Source organism: Acidaminococcus hominis, from assembly GCF_900291475.1.
Classification (GTDB): Bacteria; Bacillota; Negativicutes; order Acidaminococcales; family Acidaminococcaceae; genus Acidaminococcus; species Acidaminococcus hominis.
Genome location: NZ_OLMM01000007.1, coordinates 1 through 15,566, shown reverse-complemented (window position 1 = coordinate 15,566; position 15,566 = coordinate 1). Strand labels below are relative to the sequence as shown.

The 15,566-nt window shown below is 51.3% G+C and carries 16 protein-coding genes; 3 read left to right on the top strand and 13 right to left on the bottom strand.

Annotated elements, in window-relative coordinates; genetic code table 11:
* The 6 genes from C7E10_RS11715 to C7E10_RS11690 all read right to left on the bottom strand — a co-directional run.
* Nucleotides 1–1,003 (bottom strand): 2-oxoacid:acceptor oxidoreductase subunit alpha (locus C7E10_RS11715; RefSeq protein ID WP_105327497.1); only part of this gene is annotated, 1,003 nt, incomplete at its 3' end.
* Nucleotide 1,004: 1 nt separating this feature from the next.
* Nucleotides 1,005–1,202 (bottom strand): 4Fe-4S dicluster domain-containing protein, encoded by a 198-nt coding sequence (locus tag C7E10_RS11710; protein ID WP_105327496.1) that lies wholly within the window; start codon nt 1,200–1,202, stop codon nt 1,005–1,007.
* 41 nt (nt 1,203–1,243) lie between these two features.
* Nucleotides 1,244–1,624 carry a DUF1667 domain-containing protein gene (locus C7E10_RS11705; RefSeq protein ID WP_105327495.1) on the bottom strand — a complete coding sequence of 127 codons (381 nt, stop codon included), beginning with the start codon at nt 1,622–1,624 and terminating at the stop codon, nt 1,244–1,246.
* Nucleotides 1,621–2,883, bottom strand: a complete 1,263-nt coding sequence (locus C7E10_RS11700) for an NAD(P)/FAD-dependent oxidoreductase (protein WP_105327494.1) — start codon at nt 2,881–2,883, stop codon at nt 1,621–1,623. The genes C7E10_RS11705 and C7E10_RS11700 overlap by 4 nt, the downstream gene beginning before the upstream one ends.
* Nucleotides 2,884–4,437: an NAD(P)/FAD-dependent oxidoreductase gene (locus tag C7E10_RS11695; RefSeq protein ID WP_105327493.1), complete on the bottom strand. Its 1,554-nt coding sequence runs from the start codon at nt 4,435–4,437 to the stop codon at nt 2,884–2,886.
* A 43-nt stretch (nt 4,438–4,480) separates the two neighbouring features.
* Complete coding sequence (locus C7E10_RS11690) at nt 4,481–5,809, bottom strand: SLC13 family permease (protein WP_105327492.1); 1,329 nt, start codon at nt 5,807–5,809, stop codon at nt 4,481–4,483.
* A 284-nt stretch (nt 5,810–6,093) separates the two neighbouring features.
* Between C7E10_RS11690 and C7E10_RS11685 the strand changes: the two genes are divergently transcribed.
* Nucleotides 6,094–6,933, top strand: a complete 840-nt coding sequence (locus C7E10_RS11685) for a helix-turn-helix transcriptional regulator (RefSeq protein ID WP_105327491.1) — start codon at nt 6,094–6,096, stop codon at nt 6,931–6,933.
* Nucleotides 6,934–6,980: 47 nt separating this feature from the next.
* On the opposite strand, the gene C7E10_RS11680 is transcribed toward C7E10_RS11685, so the two are convergent.
* Both C7E10_RS11680 and C7E10_RS11675 read right to left on the bottom strand, forming a co-directional pair.
* Entirely contained in the window at nt 6,981–8,249 is a 1,269-nt protein-coding gene (locus C7E10_RS11680; RefSeq protein ID WP_105327490.1) for a nickel pincer cofactor-dependent isomerase, group 22, read from the bottom strand.
* 361 nt (nt 8,250–8,610) lie between these two features.
* Nucleotides 8,611–8,862 (bottom strand): DUF2442 domain-containing protein, encoded by a 252-nt coding sequence (locus tag C7E10_RS11675; RefSeq protein WP_105327489.1) that lies wholly within the window; start codon nt 8,860–8,862, stop codon nt 8,611–8,613.
* A 178-nt stretch (nt 8,863–9,040) separates the two neighbouring features.
* On the opposite strand from C7E10_RS11675, the gene C7E10_RS11670 reads away from it, so the two are divergent.
* Complete coding sequence (locus C7E10_RS11670; protein WP_105327488.1) at nt 9,041–10,009, top strand: LysR family transcriptional regulator; 969 nt, start codon at nt 9,041–9,043, stop codon at nt 10,007–10,009.
* A gap of 80 nt (nt 10,010–10,089) precedes the next feature.
* Here C7E10_RS11670 and C7E10_RS11665 read toward each other — a convergent pair whose 3' ends face one another.
* The 5 genes from C7E10_RS11665 to C7E10_RS11645 all read right to left on the bottom strand — a co-directional run bounded on the left by C7E10_RS11665 (nt 10,090) and on the right by C7E10_RS11645 (nt 15,166).
* Nucleotides 10,090–10,353 (bottom strand): LysR family transcriptional regulator, encoded by a 264-nt coding sequence (locus C7E10_RS11665; protein WP_105327487.1) that lies wholly within the window; start codon nt 10,351–10,353, stop codon nt 10,090–10,092.
* Nucleotides 10,354–10,493: 140 nt separating this feature from the next.
* The gene (locus C7E10_RS11660; protein ID WP_105327486.1) at nt 10,494–11,798 is read right to left on the bottom strand and encodes a CitMHS family transporter; all 1,305 of its coding nucleotides are present in this window, start codon (nt 11,796–11,798) and stop codon (nt 10,494–10,496) included.
* A gap of 30 nt (nt 11,799–11,828) precedes the next feature.
* Nucleotides 11,829–12,788, bottom strand: a complete 960-nt coding sequence (locus C7E10_RS11655) for a hydroxymethylglutaryl-CoA lyase (RefSeq protein ID WP_105327485.1) — start codon at nt 12,786–12,788, stop codon at nt 11,829–11,831.
* A 22-nt stretch (nt 12,789–12,810) separates the two neighbouring features.
* The gene (locus C7E10_RS11650; protein WP_105327484.1) at nt 12,811–14,004 is read right to left on the bottom strand and encodes a CaiB/BaiF CoA transferase family protein; all 1,194 of its coding nucleotides are present in this window, start codon (nt 14,002–14,004) and stop codon (nt 12,811–12,813) included.
* Between the two features lie 310 nt (nt 14,005–14,314).
* Nucleotides 14,315–15,166 carry a helix-turn-helix domain-containing protein gene (locus C7E10_RS11645; protein WP_105327483.1) on the bottom strand — a complete coding sequence of 284 codons (852 nt, stop codon included), beginning with the start codon at nt 15,164–15,166 and terminating at the stop codon, nt 14,315–14,317.
* Between the two features lie 271 nt (nt 15,167–15,437).
* Between C7E10_RS11645 and C7E10_RS12425 the strand changes: the two genes are divergently transcribed.
* Nucleotides 15,438–15,566: a hypothetical protein gene (locus tag C7E10_RS12425; protein WP_268802730.1), complete on the top strand. Its 129-nt coding sequence runs from the start codon at nt 15,438–15,440 to the stop codon at nt 15,564–15,566.

Here is a 15,566-nt window from a genome sequence, read left to right as displayed (position 1 = left end):
CCACCACGGTCTTGGCTTGTTTCAGGGCTTCCCGGATTTCCTTTTCCGGCATGGGCCATACGGTTACCAGCTGCAGCAGCCCGGCCTTGATGCCCTGCTTGCGCAGCAGCTGTACGGCGTTCAGGGAACTCCGCACAGAGCAGCCAAAGGAAATCAGGATTACCTCAGCATCTTCCAGCTGGAATTTCCGGGTAATGGTAATGTCATCCACGTGTTTTTCGATCTTGTCCAGCAGGTAATGGGTTACCCGGTTGATGTTTTCCGGGGAGGGGTTGAATTCACCCTTTTCGTTATGGGTGGAACCGGTGGTGCGCATCAGGAGGTTTCTATCCCCTACAGCCACCATGGGCGCCACTTCCGCGTTTTCATAGTTGTACGGCCGGAAGTCCTTTTGGGCAGTACCAGGAGCCGGTGCCTTGCGGTTTACGATTTCTTCCGGTTTTACCAGGTGGATGGTCAGGGTTTCCCGCAGGTGCCCCACCACTTCATCGGCCAGGAAAATTACCGGGGTACGGTATTTTTCGGCCAGGTTGAAGGCCGTAATGGACAGATCGTAGCAATCCTGTACGGAGGAAGGTGCCAGGGCGATGATGCTGTGGTCCCCATGGGCTCCGTACCGGGCCTGCATCAGGTCGCCCTGGGCCGGTTTCGTAGCAGCACCGGTGGACGGGCCGCTGCGCTGCACATCGTATACCACACAGGGCAGTTCAGACATGATGCCCAGGCCCAGGTTTTCCTGCATCAGGGAGAAGCCAGGGCCGCTGGTAGCGGTGAAGGCCTTCTTCCCAGCCAGGGAAGCACCCAAAAGGGCTGCCATGGAGCTCAGTTCATCTTCCATCTGGATATAAATACCGCCGTGGCGGGGCAGTTCCTTGGCTGCGCTTTTGGCAACTTCTGAACTGGGAGAAATAGGATAGCCTGCGAAAAAGCGGGCTCCGGCAGCAATGGCGCCGGCGGTCATCGCTTCGTTACCTTCCATGAATTTCTTTTCTTCTTTAGCCATTCTATTTGACCTCCACTTCTATAGCAAAATCAGGACAGCGCATCTGGCACAATTTGCAGCCAATGCAGTCCTCCGGCCGAGCAACTACCGGGTAGTCCCCGTACTTTTGATCAAACACCTGTTTGGGGCACAGTGCGGAGCAGATTCCGCACTGTTTACAAAGCTTGTTTTCAATCGTAATTTTAATATCCTTATCCATGTTCCAGCCTCCTGCAGCAGCCTTTTTCAAGGCTCAATAGGTTATTGGTTTGATGCCACATCCTTGGTGGCAATAATGTCCACGCCCAAATGCAGTACATCGGGAATGATTACTGTACCCGCCTTCACCGGGGCATCCACTTCCACCTTGCGGATTTCTTTCATCACTTCGAAAATCTGGTTTTTGGGAATGGCGCCGCTAGTCCGGACACTTACCAGAGGCAGGTCCCCATTGCGCACCAGCACGGAACTGGCAATAGTCCGTCTGGGATCCGTCATTTCCTGCTGGGCATATTCGACACCCCGTTTGCACAGGTTGCCGGTTACTTGGCTAATGGTTACTTTCCCCTGGGCATCCTGGTCATAGGAAATATCCAGCGTGCAGCCGTTGGGGCAGACAATGCAGGTAATGGTCTTTTTCATTCTACAGCCACCTCGATTTCATCCTGCCCACTCAGTTTGGAGCTTTGCAGGGGCAGCTCAATCATATTGGCAGGAAGAGCATTGATTACCGTTTTCTTGGCAATCACCTGGCCTCCCTGTTTAACTACAATGTGGGCATTCCGCTGGGGCTGCCGCACTCTGAAGGAAAACTTAAAGTCCGCAGAGCCACTGACTCTTTGGGGAATCACATGGCCAATATTGTTGCCGCATTTGACGGGGATATCCTTTTCCGGCAAGCCTTCTTTGATATACCGGGTGATGCCGTCGGCCATGGTTTCCGCTTCCATGGAAACGAAGTCCACCAGGTCGTGAACGTGAAGCACGTTGCCGGCAGCAAAGAGGCCGGGTACCGTGGTCTGATAAAATTCGTCCACCAAAGCCCCCTTGGTATGGGGATCCAGCTGGGCACCAGCGCCAATAGTCAGTTCATTTTCCGGAATCAGACCTACGGACAGAATCAGCGTATCGCAGGCATATTCCTTTTCTGTTCCGGCAATGGGCTGCAGTTTATCGTCCACTTCGGAAATAACCACGCTTTCCAGCCGGTCCGTGCCCCGGATATCCGTTACCGTATGGCTCATGGCCAAAGGAATATCGTAATCGTGGAGACACTGCTCAATATTTCTGGGCAGTCCGCTGGGAATGGGGTTGATTTCAAAGACGCCGATAACATGAGCACCTTCCAGGGTCAGCCGTCTGGCCATAATCAGCCCGATATCCCCGGAGCCCAGGATTACGATTTCCTTGCCCGGCATCCGGTTCTGCAGGTTGATGTAGGCCTGGGCCACACCCGCCGTAATGACACCGGCCGGCCGGGTTCCTGGAATGGCCAAAGCGCCTCTGGTCCGTTCCCGGCAGCCCATGGTCAGCACAACGGCCTTGGCCTGAACCAGAATCATGCCTTCCGAATGGGAAGCGTAGACCTTGTGGTCAGCGGTTACATTGATGACCGTTGTATCCGTAATATATTTGATATTTCGCTTTTCTACTTCCTTGATGAACCGCAGGGCATATTCCGGACCGCTTAAAGTTTCTCCAAAACGGGTCAGGCCAAAGCCATCGTGAATGCATTGCTTCAGGATGCCGCCCAGCTGGTGTTCCCGTTCCAGGATTAAAATATCCGTTACTCCCTTGTCGTATAACTGTACAGCTGCAGCCAGTCCGGCAGGACCACCGCCTACGATGACCACATCTGCGTTCAGGAAAGACTGCTTCTGTTTATTCTCTGCGCCTTCCATTTATTCTTCCTCCTCCGTTTGGGTTGGACGAACTTCACCGGTAAAAATCCAACCGTTTTCTCTTTGGTACCGCAAATCTTCCGGATGAACGCCCAATTCCTGTTCCAGCAATTGGGTAATCCGGGTCTGGCAATACCCGCCCTGGCAGCGTCCCATCATGGAACGGGTCCGGTTTTTGATGCCGGTCAGGGTATGAACACCCAGGGGATTGTGAATGGCCTGCATGATTTCTGCTTTGGAAACATTTTCGCAGCGGCAGAACACTTCGCCGTAATCCGGATTGGCCTTGATGGCTTCCATTTTTTCTTCCAGGCTCATTTCTGCAAACCGTTTGATGGGCTTCCGAATGGGGTTAAAGTCCTCATTCAAAGGAACCTTGGTTCCTTCTTCTTCCTCCCGGCCCAGGATAATCGCCCGTACCCGGCGGGCCAGCGGCAGTGCTGCCGTAACGCCCGGAGATTCAATGCCTACCAGGCTGACCGTATGAGGAATCTTTTCATCGGACTGAATCAGGAAATCCTGGGGTTCCTTGGTAACTGGATCACAGTTTCTCCAGCGGATACCTACGAAATTGCGAATAAAGTACTGCCGTTCCATTTTGGTAAACATCTTCCGGCCATCCTGGAACAGCCGGGTCAGGCTGTGTTCCTGGTTGGCATAATCTTCTCTGCCGGGAGTAATGTACCAATCCGGGCCTACCAAAATGTTGCCGTCCACGGTAGGTGTGGCATGGGTTGCAAAACCGCCCCGGTCATTAGGTGCCGGGTACACAGGAGTCTTCAGGAAGGCCCCTGCCTTTTTGTCCAGCACATAGTATTCGCCTTTGTACCCTCTCTGGTACACGAAGGGATAGCCCAGCATTTGGCCAATGGCCACCGCATAGGCACCTGCGCTGTTGATGACCCATTTGGCACAGATTACATCCCGGTTGGTGGTAATCTGATACACGCCCTCTTTGGCGTCCAGGGTGCCTCCTTGCAGGTTCAGCCGGGCAAGCCGTTTCTGGTCTTCCACCGGATCCAAATGAACAATGCCGGTTACCTTCGTACCCAAGCTGAATTCCACACCGTTCTTGCAGGCATTTTCGGCCAAGGCGATATTGTATTGGATAGGATCCAGAATCCCAGAAGCCGGTACGTACATAGCAAAGTTGCCGCCTGCATTGGGCTCAATCCGGTGCATTTCTTCCTGGTCCACCATGCGAATCCCCTTGACTCCGTTGGCTTCCCCATTGGCCTTGAATCGCAGGATGTTTTCCCGGTCATGCTCCGTAAAACCTACCACCAGTTTCCCCGTCCGTTTGAAAGGTACGCCCAACTCGGCTGCTACCGTATCAAACTCCTGGTTGCCTTCCACAGAACACTTGGCCCGCAGGCTGCCCAGCTTATAGGTGAAGCCTGCATGAAGCATCCCTGTATTCCGGCTGGAATTCCCAGTGGCCACGTCCAATTCTTTTTCCAGCACAATTGTGTGCAGTTTATATTTGGCCAACTCTCTTGCAATGGCGCACCCTACTACCCCGGCGCCAATGATTGCTACATCATACTGCTTCATAATGATTTCCTCCTAAGACTTTTATAGGAACAGCATCGCCGGTCTAAAACAGGATGCCGGGAGCTGTCAGACAAACCGCAATCATAAAGATGATCCACAGCGGACCGCCAATCTTCACATAATCACTAAAGGTATAGCCGGCTGGCAGGATCTGCATGTTTACCGGAGTCCCAATGGGTGTTGCAATAGCCATGTTGGAAGCAATGGCAATCAGGATAATAAAGGGCGCCGGGCTCAGTCCCATTTTCTGGGCCAGAGGAATGTAGATAGGCGCCAGCATGGCGGATACGGAAACGTTGGACATGAACAGGGTCAGGAAACTGCCCAGGATAAACATCACCCACAAGATGACGTTCAGCGAGGCATTTTCACCGCCAAACAGGTTCAGAATGGTGTTGGCAATCAATTTGCCAGCGCCGGTATTTTCCAGGCCTGTTCCCAAAGTGGTAATGGCACCTACGGTCAACAGTACATCCCAGCCCAGGTTCTTCAGGGTCTCTTTATAGTTGATGGTCTTGGTGGCAAACAGAATCATGGAACCAATCAAGGCCACGTTGGCAATGTTCAAATAGTTGCTGAAGGGTTTGAACCCGCACAGTACAAAACCTAAAATGCAGACGAACAAGGTAATGACGGAAATGATTTGTTTGGATTTAGGTACATCGGTGTGAGCATTGGCATCCACATCAGAACTGGAGTTGGCAAAGGTGTTGCCATCATTGAAATGGGGGCTGCCCGGCTTCAGAGTCTTTTTGGTAATGTCATAGCCGATGGTTGCAAAGTACAGAATCATCAGCAGGTCCACAATCCACATAACCTTGGTCACATCAAAGACGCCCATCCCTGCTTCAAAGCCAGGGGTCTGCATCAAGAAACTGTTGGCCGTGTTCTGGGAAGTGGAACCAACCAAGGTCGTGGCACCGCCAACGATACAGGCAATACCGGCTGGCATGATCACCATCTTGGAATGAATCTTGCCTTTGGACCCTGCCGCTACTGCAGCGATAATGGGCATCCACATGGCAATGCAGCCGGAATCACTCATGAAGGCGGACATTAAAACACAAACCGTTACTACCATTACAGTAAAAATCCGTTCATTCTGGAACATCTTCATCTTACTTAACGCTACGCCAATCTTTTGGGCAACACCGGTTTGGAACAGTGCATCCCCTACAATCATCATCCCGGCAATCATACATACCGGGGCACTGCCAAAACCTGAATAAATTGCCGACAACTTGACGCTGGGAAGCAGAATCCCCATTGCCAAGGAGCAAAGCATCGCGGTTACGGCCATGGGGAATACCCGTCCTATAAAAAGGAGCATGGTTATCACCGTGATGATAATGCAAAGTGTGCTCTCACTCATTTCGTTCCCTCCTACCAATAGCATTTTCACTTCAAAGGTTATCGACTTGGTAAACCATTTTCAAAAACGCCTGCAGGGCTTTCGTCACTTCTGCATTTTAGAGATTTCAGATAATACTTTCAATTGTTTTGAAAGCTTCTAGCACGATAGGTCAATTTTTAGTATAATTTGAAGACGGGATGTCTATTCCCATTGTTGCATTTATAATTATTACACTAGCTGTATAATATGCTGTCTTTCTGTAACATCCGTTATATAGCCTGCCTGTCTAAAGGAGGTCTTTCATGTCCCAACCGCTGTATTATGCGTATTGGAGTGACCATAACGTTAATCCCAAGCCCCATCTGCATGACCAGGTAGAGGTATACCTGAGCTTGGAAGATAAGGGGGATTTCTTTCTCCAGGAAAGCCGTTATCCCTTAAAAAGAGGCAGCCTTTTCCTGATTCACCCTTTTGAGATCCATCACGGCTTTGTAGACGGCCATGAGTCTACCGCCCGGTATGCCATCCGCTTTCCCCTTTCCCTGCTCCAGTTTCTCTCCACTCCTGAAAGTGACCTGACGGCCTTATTTGAAGCAGCCCCCAAACACCTGCTGCTCACCCAGTCCGAACTGGTTAAAGTCTGCAATTATATGGACCGGCTGGTGAACCCGCCTTCCGGGAAGCAGCCTTTTGGCGCAGATATTGCCCTAAATTTGCTCCTGGGACAATGTATCCTGACGTTGGCCCAAATTGTCAAAAAGCGGGGTCCCGCCAAGCAGGCAGCCCCCACCAAGTATGACGATTTAATCAAAAATATGCTCCAGTATATCTATGACCATTACAAAGAAGACATTACCCTGGATGAATTTTCCAACCATATGTTTGTCAGTAAGTCCCGGCTTTGCAAAATCTTTAAGGACCAAACCGGCTTTACCATCGGAAATTACATCACTATGTACCGACTCCAAAAAGCCTGCCACCTGCTGCAGGAAGGAGAAAAAGTGAAAGCAGTTGGAAAAGCCGTTGGTTTTAAGACTTATACCCACTTTATCCGTACTTTCACCAGTAAACTGGGCGTTTCCCCGAAAAAGTTTGTCAAGGAACAGCCTTTTACAGAAACGGAAGATATAGAACAGCCCTAAAAAAAACAGGACAAGCGCCATTTCTGACGTTTGTCCTGTTTTTTATTTTATTCTGGCAGGCAAAGCGTACCTTTGTCATCAAAGGGGACTTCCATAAAATCATGGATGATTTTCCCTTTCTCTGGGTCCAAAGCTTCCACCAAGGGCCGGGTCGCCCAGATGTGGCGCAGGTCCCCGCTGCTGGTAATAATGGCCAGCTTCATTTTATCCTTATCGATTTTTCCCGCAGCCTTCATACAGGCTTGAAAAACCAGCTTGTCCGTTTCCATGGTGGGCGGAATTTTGGCGGTAAAGGGTTTCATACCCGTCAGGGCATTAATGACGGTCATGGTTTCGTCCACTTTCACCCGCAGGCGCCGGCTAATAAAGTCCCCCATGCCAATACCGTTGCCGTTTCCTTCCGATTTATCCGTCAAGGAGAGGATGCCCAGTTCTGTTACATCCGGTCCTACATTGGGCCGATTATTGATAGGGCGCCCTACAATGGCAGGATCCATGCCTGTGCCGGAGATGTCTTTCCCCAATTTTTGGCAAATCAGCACATCCATATGTTCAAAAGGAATCCGTGGTACCATTTTCATGGCCCGTTCCAAAATTTTTGGTTCTTCTTCCTCAATTTCTTCTTTTCTCAGTACATACACATCGGCCAGCTGGTCATAGCCGTTCTCAATGGCGGCAATACCGCCTACCACCTTCACATGACGCAGGGCGGTGAGCCCCACTCTTGCCATATTATCGTTCAAGTAATCGGTGCCCAGGCTATGGGTCATGGCTGCCCCCACATGCTTGGCCAATCCAATGGCCAGCATTTTCACCAACCCGCTCTGATACTTTCCATAAATGGAAGTATGGGTTTTTACCCGGTTCAGCAGCAAAATACCATCGGCATAAAAAGCATTCTTATCAATATATACCGGCAGGTTCAAACTGGTCCGGGCCACTTCTACCACATCCATACTGGAAACAATGGGTGCCCCCACGGATGCTTCCGTGATGCCCAAGTTCTTTAGAACTTCAATCTGTCCTGCTGCCGTGGCTCCGCCGTGGCTGCCCATGGCCGGTACAATAAAGGGAATCCCCTTCTTCTCCTTAATATAGGCTACTGCCGTCCGCATCAGCGTCACATAGTCGGCAATTCCCCGGCTGCCTCCGGTAATGGCAATTCTCTGCCCTGGTTCTATGGGAAGATTCTTTTCTCTTAACCGATTGAGCAAGGTCTCACTGACCTTGTCCAGCCGGGTGCTGTCAAAGATAGTAGCAATTTCAGCAACCTCTGGAATTTCATAACCAGAGAGCATTTCTGTCAACGATCCCATACTGTCCCCCTCCTCTAAAATTACGAATCATTTCTATTGTCAGTATAGCATGAGAAGGTTTTCATAAATTATTATATGTATTCTGATAATTAGCGTTTCTTCTTTTCTTACAATTTACCTTTCTATTAATCTTCCTAATAAAGAATTATAGATTTTATTGTTGTCTAAAGCTCCATTTTTTCAATAAATAATCTATTCTTAATCAATAGAATGGCCTTTAGCTTTGTTCTTCCTTACAGGTGTTTCCTGCAGCTGCCTGCTGCACAAAAAGAAAAATCCCAACAATTATTTTGTCAGGATTCCGCTTTTTCAAGTGCTTTGCCAAACTGGCAGCAGCAGCCAGCCAAATAGTTTCCTTCAATTATTCTGCATCTACTCCGTTCTGGTACAGCTCGTGGCAGGACAGCTCCAGGTCCTCATTCCAGCTGATGCCGTAGCCGCCGGTATCCACCTGAACCTGGGCAAACAGTTCCTTATCCGTCAAGAGCGCCCAAAAGGCTTCCCACTGGGCGGCCGCACCTCTGATATCGTAGTGTTTCTTTTCTCCGTTTTCGAATTCCACCAAGAGTCGGCGCCCGCTTTGGGGCTGTACGTTCTTGATTCGCTGCAGCATCTGTTTCGCTCCCTTCCGTGCAATCTATTGGTAGTATAGCATAGATTTTTCTCTAACGCTTCTGTTACAATAGAAGATAGATTGATGCGCCCTGGGGCAGGAAAGCCTGCCCCGTTTGCCTAGTTAAACTTCCTCCCAGGCCCTGCGGCCCCCCAATAAAGGAAAAAAGGAGAAGCCCATGTTTGAAAAATACCGTTATTTTATTGCCCTGGCCAAGGAAAAGAATGTGACCCGGGCAGCTGAAAAATTATTCGTCACCCACCAGGCCCTGAGCCATTACCTGTCCAATCTGGAAAAGGAATGCGGGGTGACCTTGTTCTACCGAAAACCGGAGTTCCGGCTGACGGACGAAGGACAGCTGTTTTTGGACAATATCCGCCAAGTGGAAGCGCTGGAGAACAGTTTAGCCCAGCAGTTTGCGGAAATCAAGGAAGGAAACTCCGGCACCATCCGGCTGGGAACCACGGAAGGCCGGTTCCGGATCTTTATGCCCCAGCTAATCGAGTCCTACAGCAAGCTGTTCCCCCATGTGCAGCTCCAGGTGGTCAGCGCCAACTCCCCAACGCTCAGGGAAATGCTCCTGAACAACCAGCTGGACATGATTGTGATCGGGGCTCCCAAGAACCCTTCCCGGTTCATCCAGAGCCAGCTGATTCTCCGGGAAGTGCTGTACCTGGTGGTCAGTGAAGGGATGCTAAAGCATTATTTCCCGGATACGTATCCTGGCTGCATTCAGGAATTCCGCCAGGGGGCGGACCTTTCCAAGTTCACCCAGATGCCTTTTTCCTTCAATATGCCGGCTTTCAACTCCTCCCAGATGATCAGCCGGCTGCTCCAAAAGCAGGATATTGAGCTGAACTGCATCCACACCTCCAGCCATCCGGACCTGCACCATTTGCTGACCACCCAGAATTACGCGGCCAGCTTCTGTCTCACCATGTACCTGCCCAACCTGCGCTACATTAACAGCCAGGTGGAAAACAAGCTCCACGCCTTCCCCATCCGGTACCTGGAGGAAACCAACCCCCTGAACCTGGAATACCGGAAGGACCGGACCTTCCCGGTCTACGGCCAGGCTCTGCTGCGGCTGATCCGGAAGCAATGCGCCTTTTACGCGGACTACAATCCGGAGCATATCCTAAAATAGCAAAAATAAAAAAGCCCCAGCATATTGGCACAGAGGGACGCCAATACGCTGAGGTTTTTTAGCAAAAGAAGTGTTTCGTCCTAGGGCTGGGGGCTGAAGCTTTCAAAGGCTTCGTTGGCCTGGAGCCAGTTTTGGGCCAGGGGCAGCAGCCGGCGGCCGTTTTCGGTAAGCCGGGTGGCCCGAATGCCCTTGCTGCGCTGGACCAGTTCCGTGCCCACCTGCTTTTCCAGGGACTTTAGTCGATAACTGACCGTGGCTTGGGACACAAACAAAAGGCGGGAGGCCTTGCTGATATTCTGAGCCTTAGCCACAGCCAAAAAGGTTTCAACCAGATCTTTTTCCATCAGGAGACCTCCAATTCTATCAAGGTTCTGCACGTATGACTGCGCCGCTGGTCCCAGGGGGAAACGCTGGAGACGTAAGGTGTGTTTTGAACGGGACCAGACGGGCTGTACATACACAAAACAGAGGGAAACTGCGATGCTTAGTAAATCTTCATATACCCCATGACCATGGCAATGCCGCACATAACAAAGCTCAGCAGCCAGGTCCGGAAGAAGTTGGCTTTCAGGTGGTCGTTGAGTTCCACGCCGGCAAGACCCAGGGCCAGGAAAGTGGTGGGCTGCAGCGGGCTCAGGATCATAGCCACGTTCTTGCCAATCAGCATGGCCACGCCTACGTCCAGAGGCGGTACGCCAAAGGCGGAACCGGCTTTGTCCAGCAGCGGGAACAGGCCATAGTAGAAGGTATCTGCACCCAGGCAGGCGCCAACAGGTACGGAGATGAAACCGGCGATGATGTTCATGTAGCGACCCATCCAAGTAGGCATTACCCACAGGAGGGTGTTTACCATGGCATCCAGCATACCGGATTTGTTCATGATACCGATGAATACGGCGGCTGCCAGCAGGGTAGCGGAGGTATCCAGGGCATCACCAGCGTGGCTGCGGAACAGTTTCCGCTGGGTTTTAGAATCAGGATAGTTGATGACCATACCAATGGCCAGAGCAATCATAAACAGAATGTGCGGGGACATTACGCCTAAGAGCAGCAGTACCAGCAGGATAATCGTGAGGATAATGTTCACGACCAGCAGCTTGGGCCGTCTCAGGGCTTCTTCTTCAGGGCTCAGTTTCACCTGGGCAGCCTGTTCAGCAGCTTCCTTGGTCAGGCCGGCACCGTGGCGGACTTCATTCATGCCCACCAGGGCAGCAATCACAAAGGTCAGGATCAGGCAGACGCCCTGGAAGGGAATCAGGTAATGCCACAGGTCGCCTACATCACGGTTCAGGATGGCAGCTACCCGGACTACTGGGCCGCCCCAGGGAACCAGGTTCATAACGCCCATGGCGGTTCCTACAATAAACAGCATGCCAGTGGGGCGCATATTCAGGCGCTTCCACAGGGGCAGCATGGAAGGAATGGTAACCAGGGCGGTGGTGGCGGTAGCACCATCCAAGTGGCCGATTACGGCAACCATGGCGGTGACCACAGCGGTAACCACTACGTTGTTGCCAGTTCTGGCCACCAGTTTCTTAACGATGGCATCAAATACACCAGCATCGGACATAATGCCGAAAAATTCTACCGAGAAAATGAACAATACTGCGGTTTTCCAAACGGTATTCAGCCCGGAGCCAATCCATTTTTCCAGAAGATCCGGGGTGACGCCCAGGAACAGGGCGCCAATAATGGGAATGGTCCCGAATACGGTAATGGGGGCCATTTTCCCTTTCAGCAGGAAGAATACCAGTACAATAAGGGTAGCGTAACCTACGAGTGCAACCATTTTCAGCTCTCCTTTGGGCAGGGGAAAAGATTATTTTCCCTGGGTGTGATTTTTGGCCTGCCGGGTAGGAACGTCCAGGATCAAGTCGCTGGCTTTGCCGGCCCGGAGCAGGTAACTGTCGGCAGGATGGTCCAGTTCAGACGCCATATGACGGCTGATGTCCATCATCTTATCCAGGTCAATACCGGTTGCAATGCCCATTTCATCACACATATGGATGACATCTTCGGAGGATACGTTGCCGGCGGCACCCGGAACAAAGGGGCAGCCGCCCATACCGGCCATGCTGGTATCGAACTGGGTGAAGCCTTCGCTGAGGCCAGCCAGGATATTGGCTACGCCCAGGCCCCGGGTATTATGGAAGTGGAGCCACCAGGAGACTTCAGGGTATTTTTCTTTGACCAAATGGCACAGGGAGGCCACCTGGGAAGGATAAGCCATACCGGAAGCATCGGAAAGGCTGATTTCCCGAATGCCTACCAGCATATAGGCCTCAATAATCTTGCAAACCACCTCGGGGGCAATTTCCTTGTCCCAGGGGGAGCCAAAGGCCATGGAGATGGAACCGGAGATTTCGATGCCGGCTTCCTTGGCCCGGTCCACACAGGCGGAGAAGCGGGCTACGCTTTCTGCCGGGGTGCAGTTCAGGTTGGCCAGGTTGTGGGCTACGGAGGCGGAAACGTTCAGTTTCACCTTTTTGCAGCCGCATTCGATGGCCCGGTCCACGCCCTTCAGGTTGGCAATCAGGGCCCGGTATTCCACGCCGGGTTTTTGGGTGATGCCCTTAAACACTTCATCGGTATCTGCTACCTGGGGTACAGCCTTGGGGCTGACGAAGCTGCCCACTTCGATGACCGGGAAACCGGCTTCGGTCAAAGCGTTGACGTAAGCAATTTTCTCCTGGGTAGTAGGAATCTTCTTTTCATTTTGCAGGCCGTCCCGCAGGCCCACTTCACAAAGACGGATTTGTTTCGGATAGGTTAATGCCATTTTCAGTTCCTCTTTTCTGTGCTTAGATGACTTTCTTTTCTTTCAGTTCAGCCAGCTGTGCATCAGACAGGCCCAGGATTCCGCCGTACACTTCTTCATTGGAAGCGCCCAGCTTCTGGCCAGCCCATTTGATTTCACCAGGGGTTTCGGACAGGACCGGAACGATGCCGGGCATCTTCACATGGCCAAATTCCTGGCAAGGTACCTCCACAATGTCGTGGCGGGCCTGGTATTGAGGATCTTCAAAGCAGTCTTTGATGTTATAGATGGTGGAAATGGGAACGCCGGCTGCATCGCATTTGGCTTTCAGTTCCTGGAAGGTATGGGTCTTTACCCATTCCGTTACCGCATCCATGATGGGTTTGGGATCTGCCAGACGGTCTTTGGCCAGGGCGTATTTAGGAAGCCAATCGGCTCTTCTGTCCATGGCATCGCACAGATGCTCGAACACCGGGTTGGTGCTGCAGACGATGATGACATACACATTGTCCTTGGTTTCGAAGGTACCGATAGGGCAGGAAGCGCCGCTGGGCATCGGGCTTCTCTCCCGGATGGTGCCAAACAGGTCGTATTGGGCAATCATGGCTTCTTCCATACGGAAGATACCTTCGTACAGGCTTACGTCGATTTCCTGGGGTTTGCCTTTCAGGGCATCCCGGTGGTACAGGGCAATCATGGTTCCCAGGGCTGCGTACAGGCCAGCTACATAGTCAGCCAGAGCAAAGGGAGGGCTGACAGGAGGACGATCCGGATAGCCCTGCATGTAGGTCATTCCGGAGAAGGCCTGCAGCGGGGTGCCCAAGCCGGCCAGTTTCCGATACGGCCCGGTTTGGCCATAGCCGGTGACATGGGTCACAATGATATCCGGGTTGACTTTCCGCATTTCTGCTACGCCAATTCCCCATTTGTCCAGGGTCCCGGTTTTAAAGTTTTCAATAACTACGTCACTTTTGGCCACCAGATCCAGGAACAGCTTCTTGCCTTCCTCAAAGTGGAAGTCCAAGGTTACGCTTTTCTTGTTCCGGCCCATGGACGGCCAGCGAATGCTCTTCCCATCTTTTAACGGCCCCATGGCCCGGAAAGCATCTCCCCGTCCGGTCATTTCTACCTTAATGACCTCGGCGCCAAAGTCTGCCAATAGGCCAGCGGCCCAGGGAGCAGCAATGACGGTCGAAATATCCAAAATGCGCACACCTTCTAATGCATGTTTTGCCATTTTTCGCACCTCTCATAGAATTTAGATTTTTTGCCGCATTGGGAGCTCCACCATTAACGGACATTTTCTTTACGGTTTCATCATACGTCATACGACGGAAAATAAGAAGCAATGATTTTTTAGTCTTTGCAAATTAAATTTGCTGTTACAATTTGGATGCATTGTGATAGGATATTTTTTATCCATAGTTCTGCATTGAATTACTGTTTGTTATCCTATTTGTCGTTATATAAAGAGGAAATGGTTTTTGAATATAAAAAATCCCAGGCAAGCCTTTTGGTTTGCCTGGGATTGTCTTTTGTACAGAGATTTATATGCTTTCTTCCAGCTGCTTTACCTGCCGCAGCCGAGCGGCGAAAACAGCCGGAGTAACGCCCATGTACTCCTTGAATTTCCGGGTAAAATAACTCTGGTCGTAGTACCCGCTGGCCTGGGCAATGGACGCCAGGGGCATATCCGGATCCCGCAGCAGCCGCTGGAGGGAATCCTGAAACTGCATATTATTTAGGGCAATTTTAGGAGATACTCCTACTTTTTCCCGGATAATTGTTTGCAAATACCGGCTGCTGTACCCGGTTTCTTGCTCCAATTCGTGCAGCTGGACCAGGCCGTGTTTGCGCAGGGCCGCTTCCATCAGCGCCGGCACCAGCCGCTCATTGCCGGCATTTCTCCGGCTGCGATTCTGCCACCTGCCGATAAACTGCTGCAATAAGGCCTGCCGGGCCGGCATATCCGCCGCTGCTGCCAGCTCCTCGTACAGGCTTCCCACCTGGATAAAATCCTCCAAAGGGGCTTCCGTATCCGTAACGGCGCTGCAGGGAATGCCAAAAATCTGGGTAAACCGGCCGGGAAAGAACTGGCACAGCAGGGTATGGTGGGTACCATACAGAGGAACTTCCTTGGTTTGGGTCAAAAGCCCGCATACCATGGCGCTGGGGCATTCCTGATCCAGGGAAAACTGAACGCCCAATAGCCCTATCCCCGGCACTGAATATAGACCTTTGGCCTGGGGGTCTGCGTCCAGCTCGTAAAGCACCGCGATATTCTCTCCCCGCTCCGGCTCCTTCAGAAAACATCGCTTGGTCTTGCGGGCCTGCCAAAAGGGCTGGGCAGACAGCCCTACCCCTTGTTTTTCCAGAACTTGTTCCTCAGCCTCTTTCATTCCCGATTCCCCCTATTGAAATGGGCGCCCCGATGCCGCGCTTGTTCCGTTTTTTCCTATACATCATACATCATTATATACTATGATACTTGCAAAAGTACATCAATTTTACTGGAAAGCTACATGAATCTGTTTCGTTAAGGGGTTAAACAACAGTTTCTAAAAATCATACAAAACCATATAAACATGATTATTTTGTACAAAATTCGAACAATATAATTGCATTTTGTAATATAATAGTATTAATAATTTACAGAATGGAGGTGATGCTGTGTATAGTGGCACGTTTGTCAAGACCAAAATCGATGAATTTCTAAATGTATCAGGCAGCAGACATTGCAGCATTGAGCAGCAGTGCCGGGAAGTAGCGCTCTGCTGGCGGGACGTTCCCGATGGCTGA

Excerpts from the sequence above, each read along its gene's own strand:
- C7E10_RS11710 (WP_105327496.1), bottom strand. The coding sequence starts at position 1,202 with ATGGATAAGGATATTAAAATTACGATTGAAAACAAGCTTTGTAAACAG.
- C7E10_RS11705 (WP_105327495.1), bottom strand. The coding sequence starts at position 1,624 with ATGAAAAAGACCATTACCTGCATTGTCTGCCCCAACGGCTGCACGCTG.
- C7E10_RS11700 (WP_105327494.1), bottom strand. The coding sequence starts at position 2,883 with ATGGAAGGCGCAGAGAATAAACAGAAGCAGTCTTTCCTGAACGCAGAT.
- C7E10_RS11695 (WP_105327493.1), bottom strand. The coding sequence starts at position 4,437 with ATGAAGCAGTATGATGTAGCAATCATTGGCGCCGGGGTAGTAGGGTGC.
- C7E10_RS11690 (WP_105327492.1), bottom strand. The coding sequence starts at position 5,809 with ATGAGTGAGAGCACACTTTGCATTATCATCACGGTGATAACCATGCTC.
- C7E10_RS11685 (WP_105327491.1), top strand. The coding sequence starts at position 6,094 with ATGTCCCAACCGCTGTATTATGCGTATTGGAGTGACCATAACGTTAAT.
- C7E10_RS11680 (WP_105327490.1), bottom strand. The coding sequence starts at position 8,249 with ATGGGATCGTTGACAGAAATGCTCTCTGGTTATGAAATTCCAGAGGTT.
- C7E10_RS11675 (WP_105327489.1), bottom strand. The coding sequence starts at position 8,862 with ATGCTGCAGCGAATCAAGAACGTACAGCCCCAAAGCGGGCGCCGACTC.
- C7E10_RS11670 (WP_105327488.1), top strand. The coding sequence starts at position 9,041 with ATGTTTGAAAAATACCGTTATTTTATTGCCCTGGCCAAGGAAAAGAAT.
- C7E10_RS11665 (WP_105327487.1), bottom strand. The coding sequence starts at position 10,353 with ATGGAAAAAGATCTGGTTGAAACCTTTTTGGCTGTGGCTAAGGCTCAG.
- C7E10_RS11660 (WP_105327486.1), bottom strand. The coding sequence starts at position 11,798 with ATGGTTGCACTCGTAGGTTACGCTACCCTTATTGTACTGGTATTCTTC.
- C7E10_RS11655 (WP_105327485.1), bottom strand. The coding sequence starts at position 12,788 with ATGGCATTAACCTATCCGAAACAAATCCGTCTTTGTGAAGTGGGCCTG.
- C7E10_RS11650 (WP_105327484.1), bottom strand. The coding sequence starts at position 14,004 with ATGGCAAAACATGCATTAGAAGGTGTGCGCATTTTGGATATTTCGACC.
- C7E10_RS11645 (WP_105327483.1), bottom strand. The coding sequence starts at position 15,166 with ATGAAAGAGGCTGAGGAACAAGTTCTGGAAAAACAAGGGGTAGGGCTG.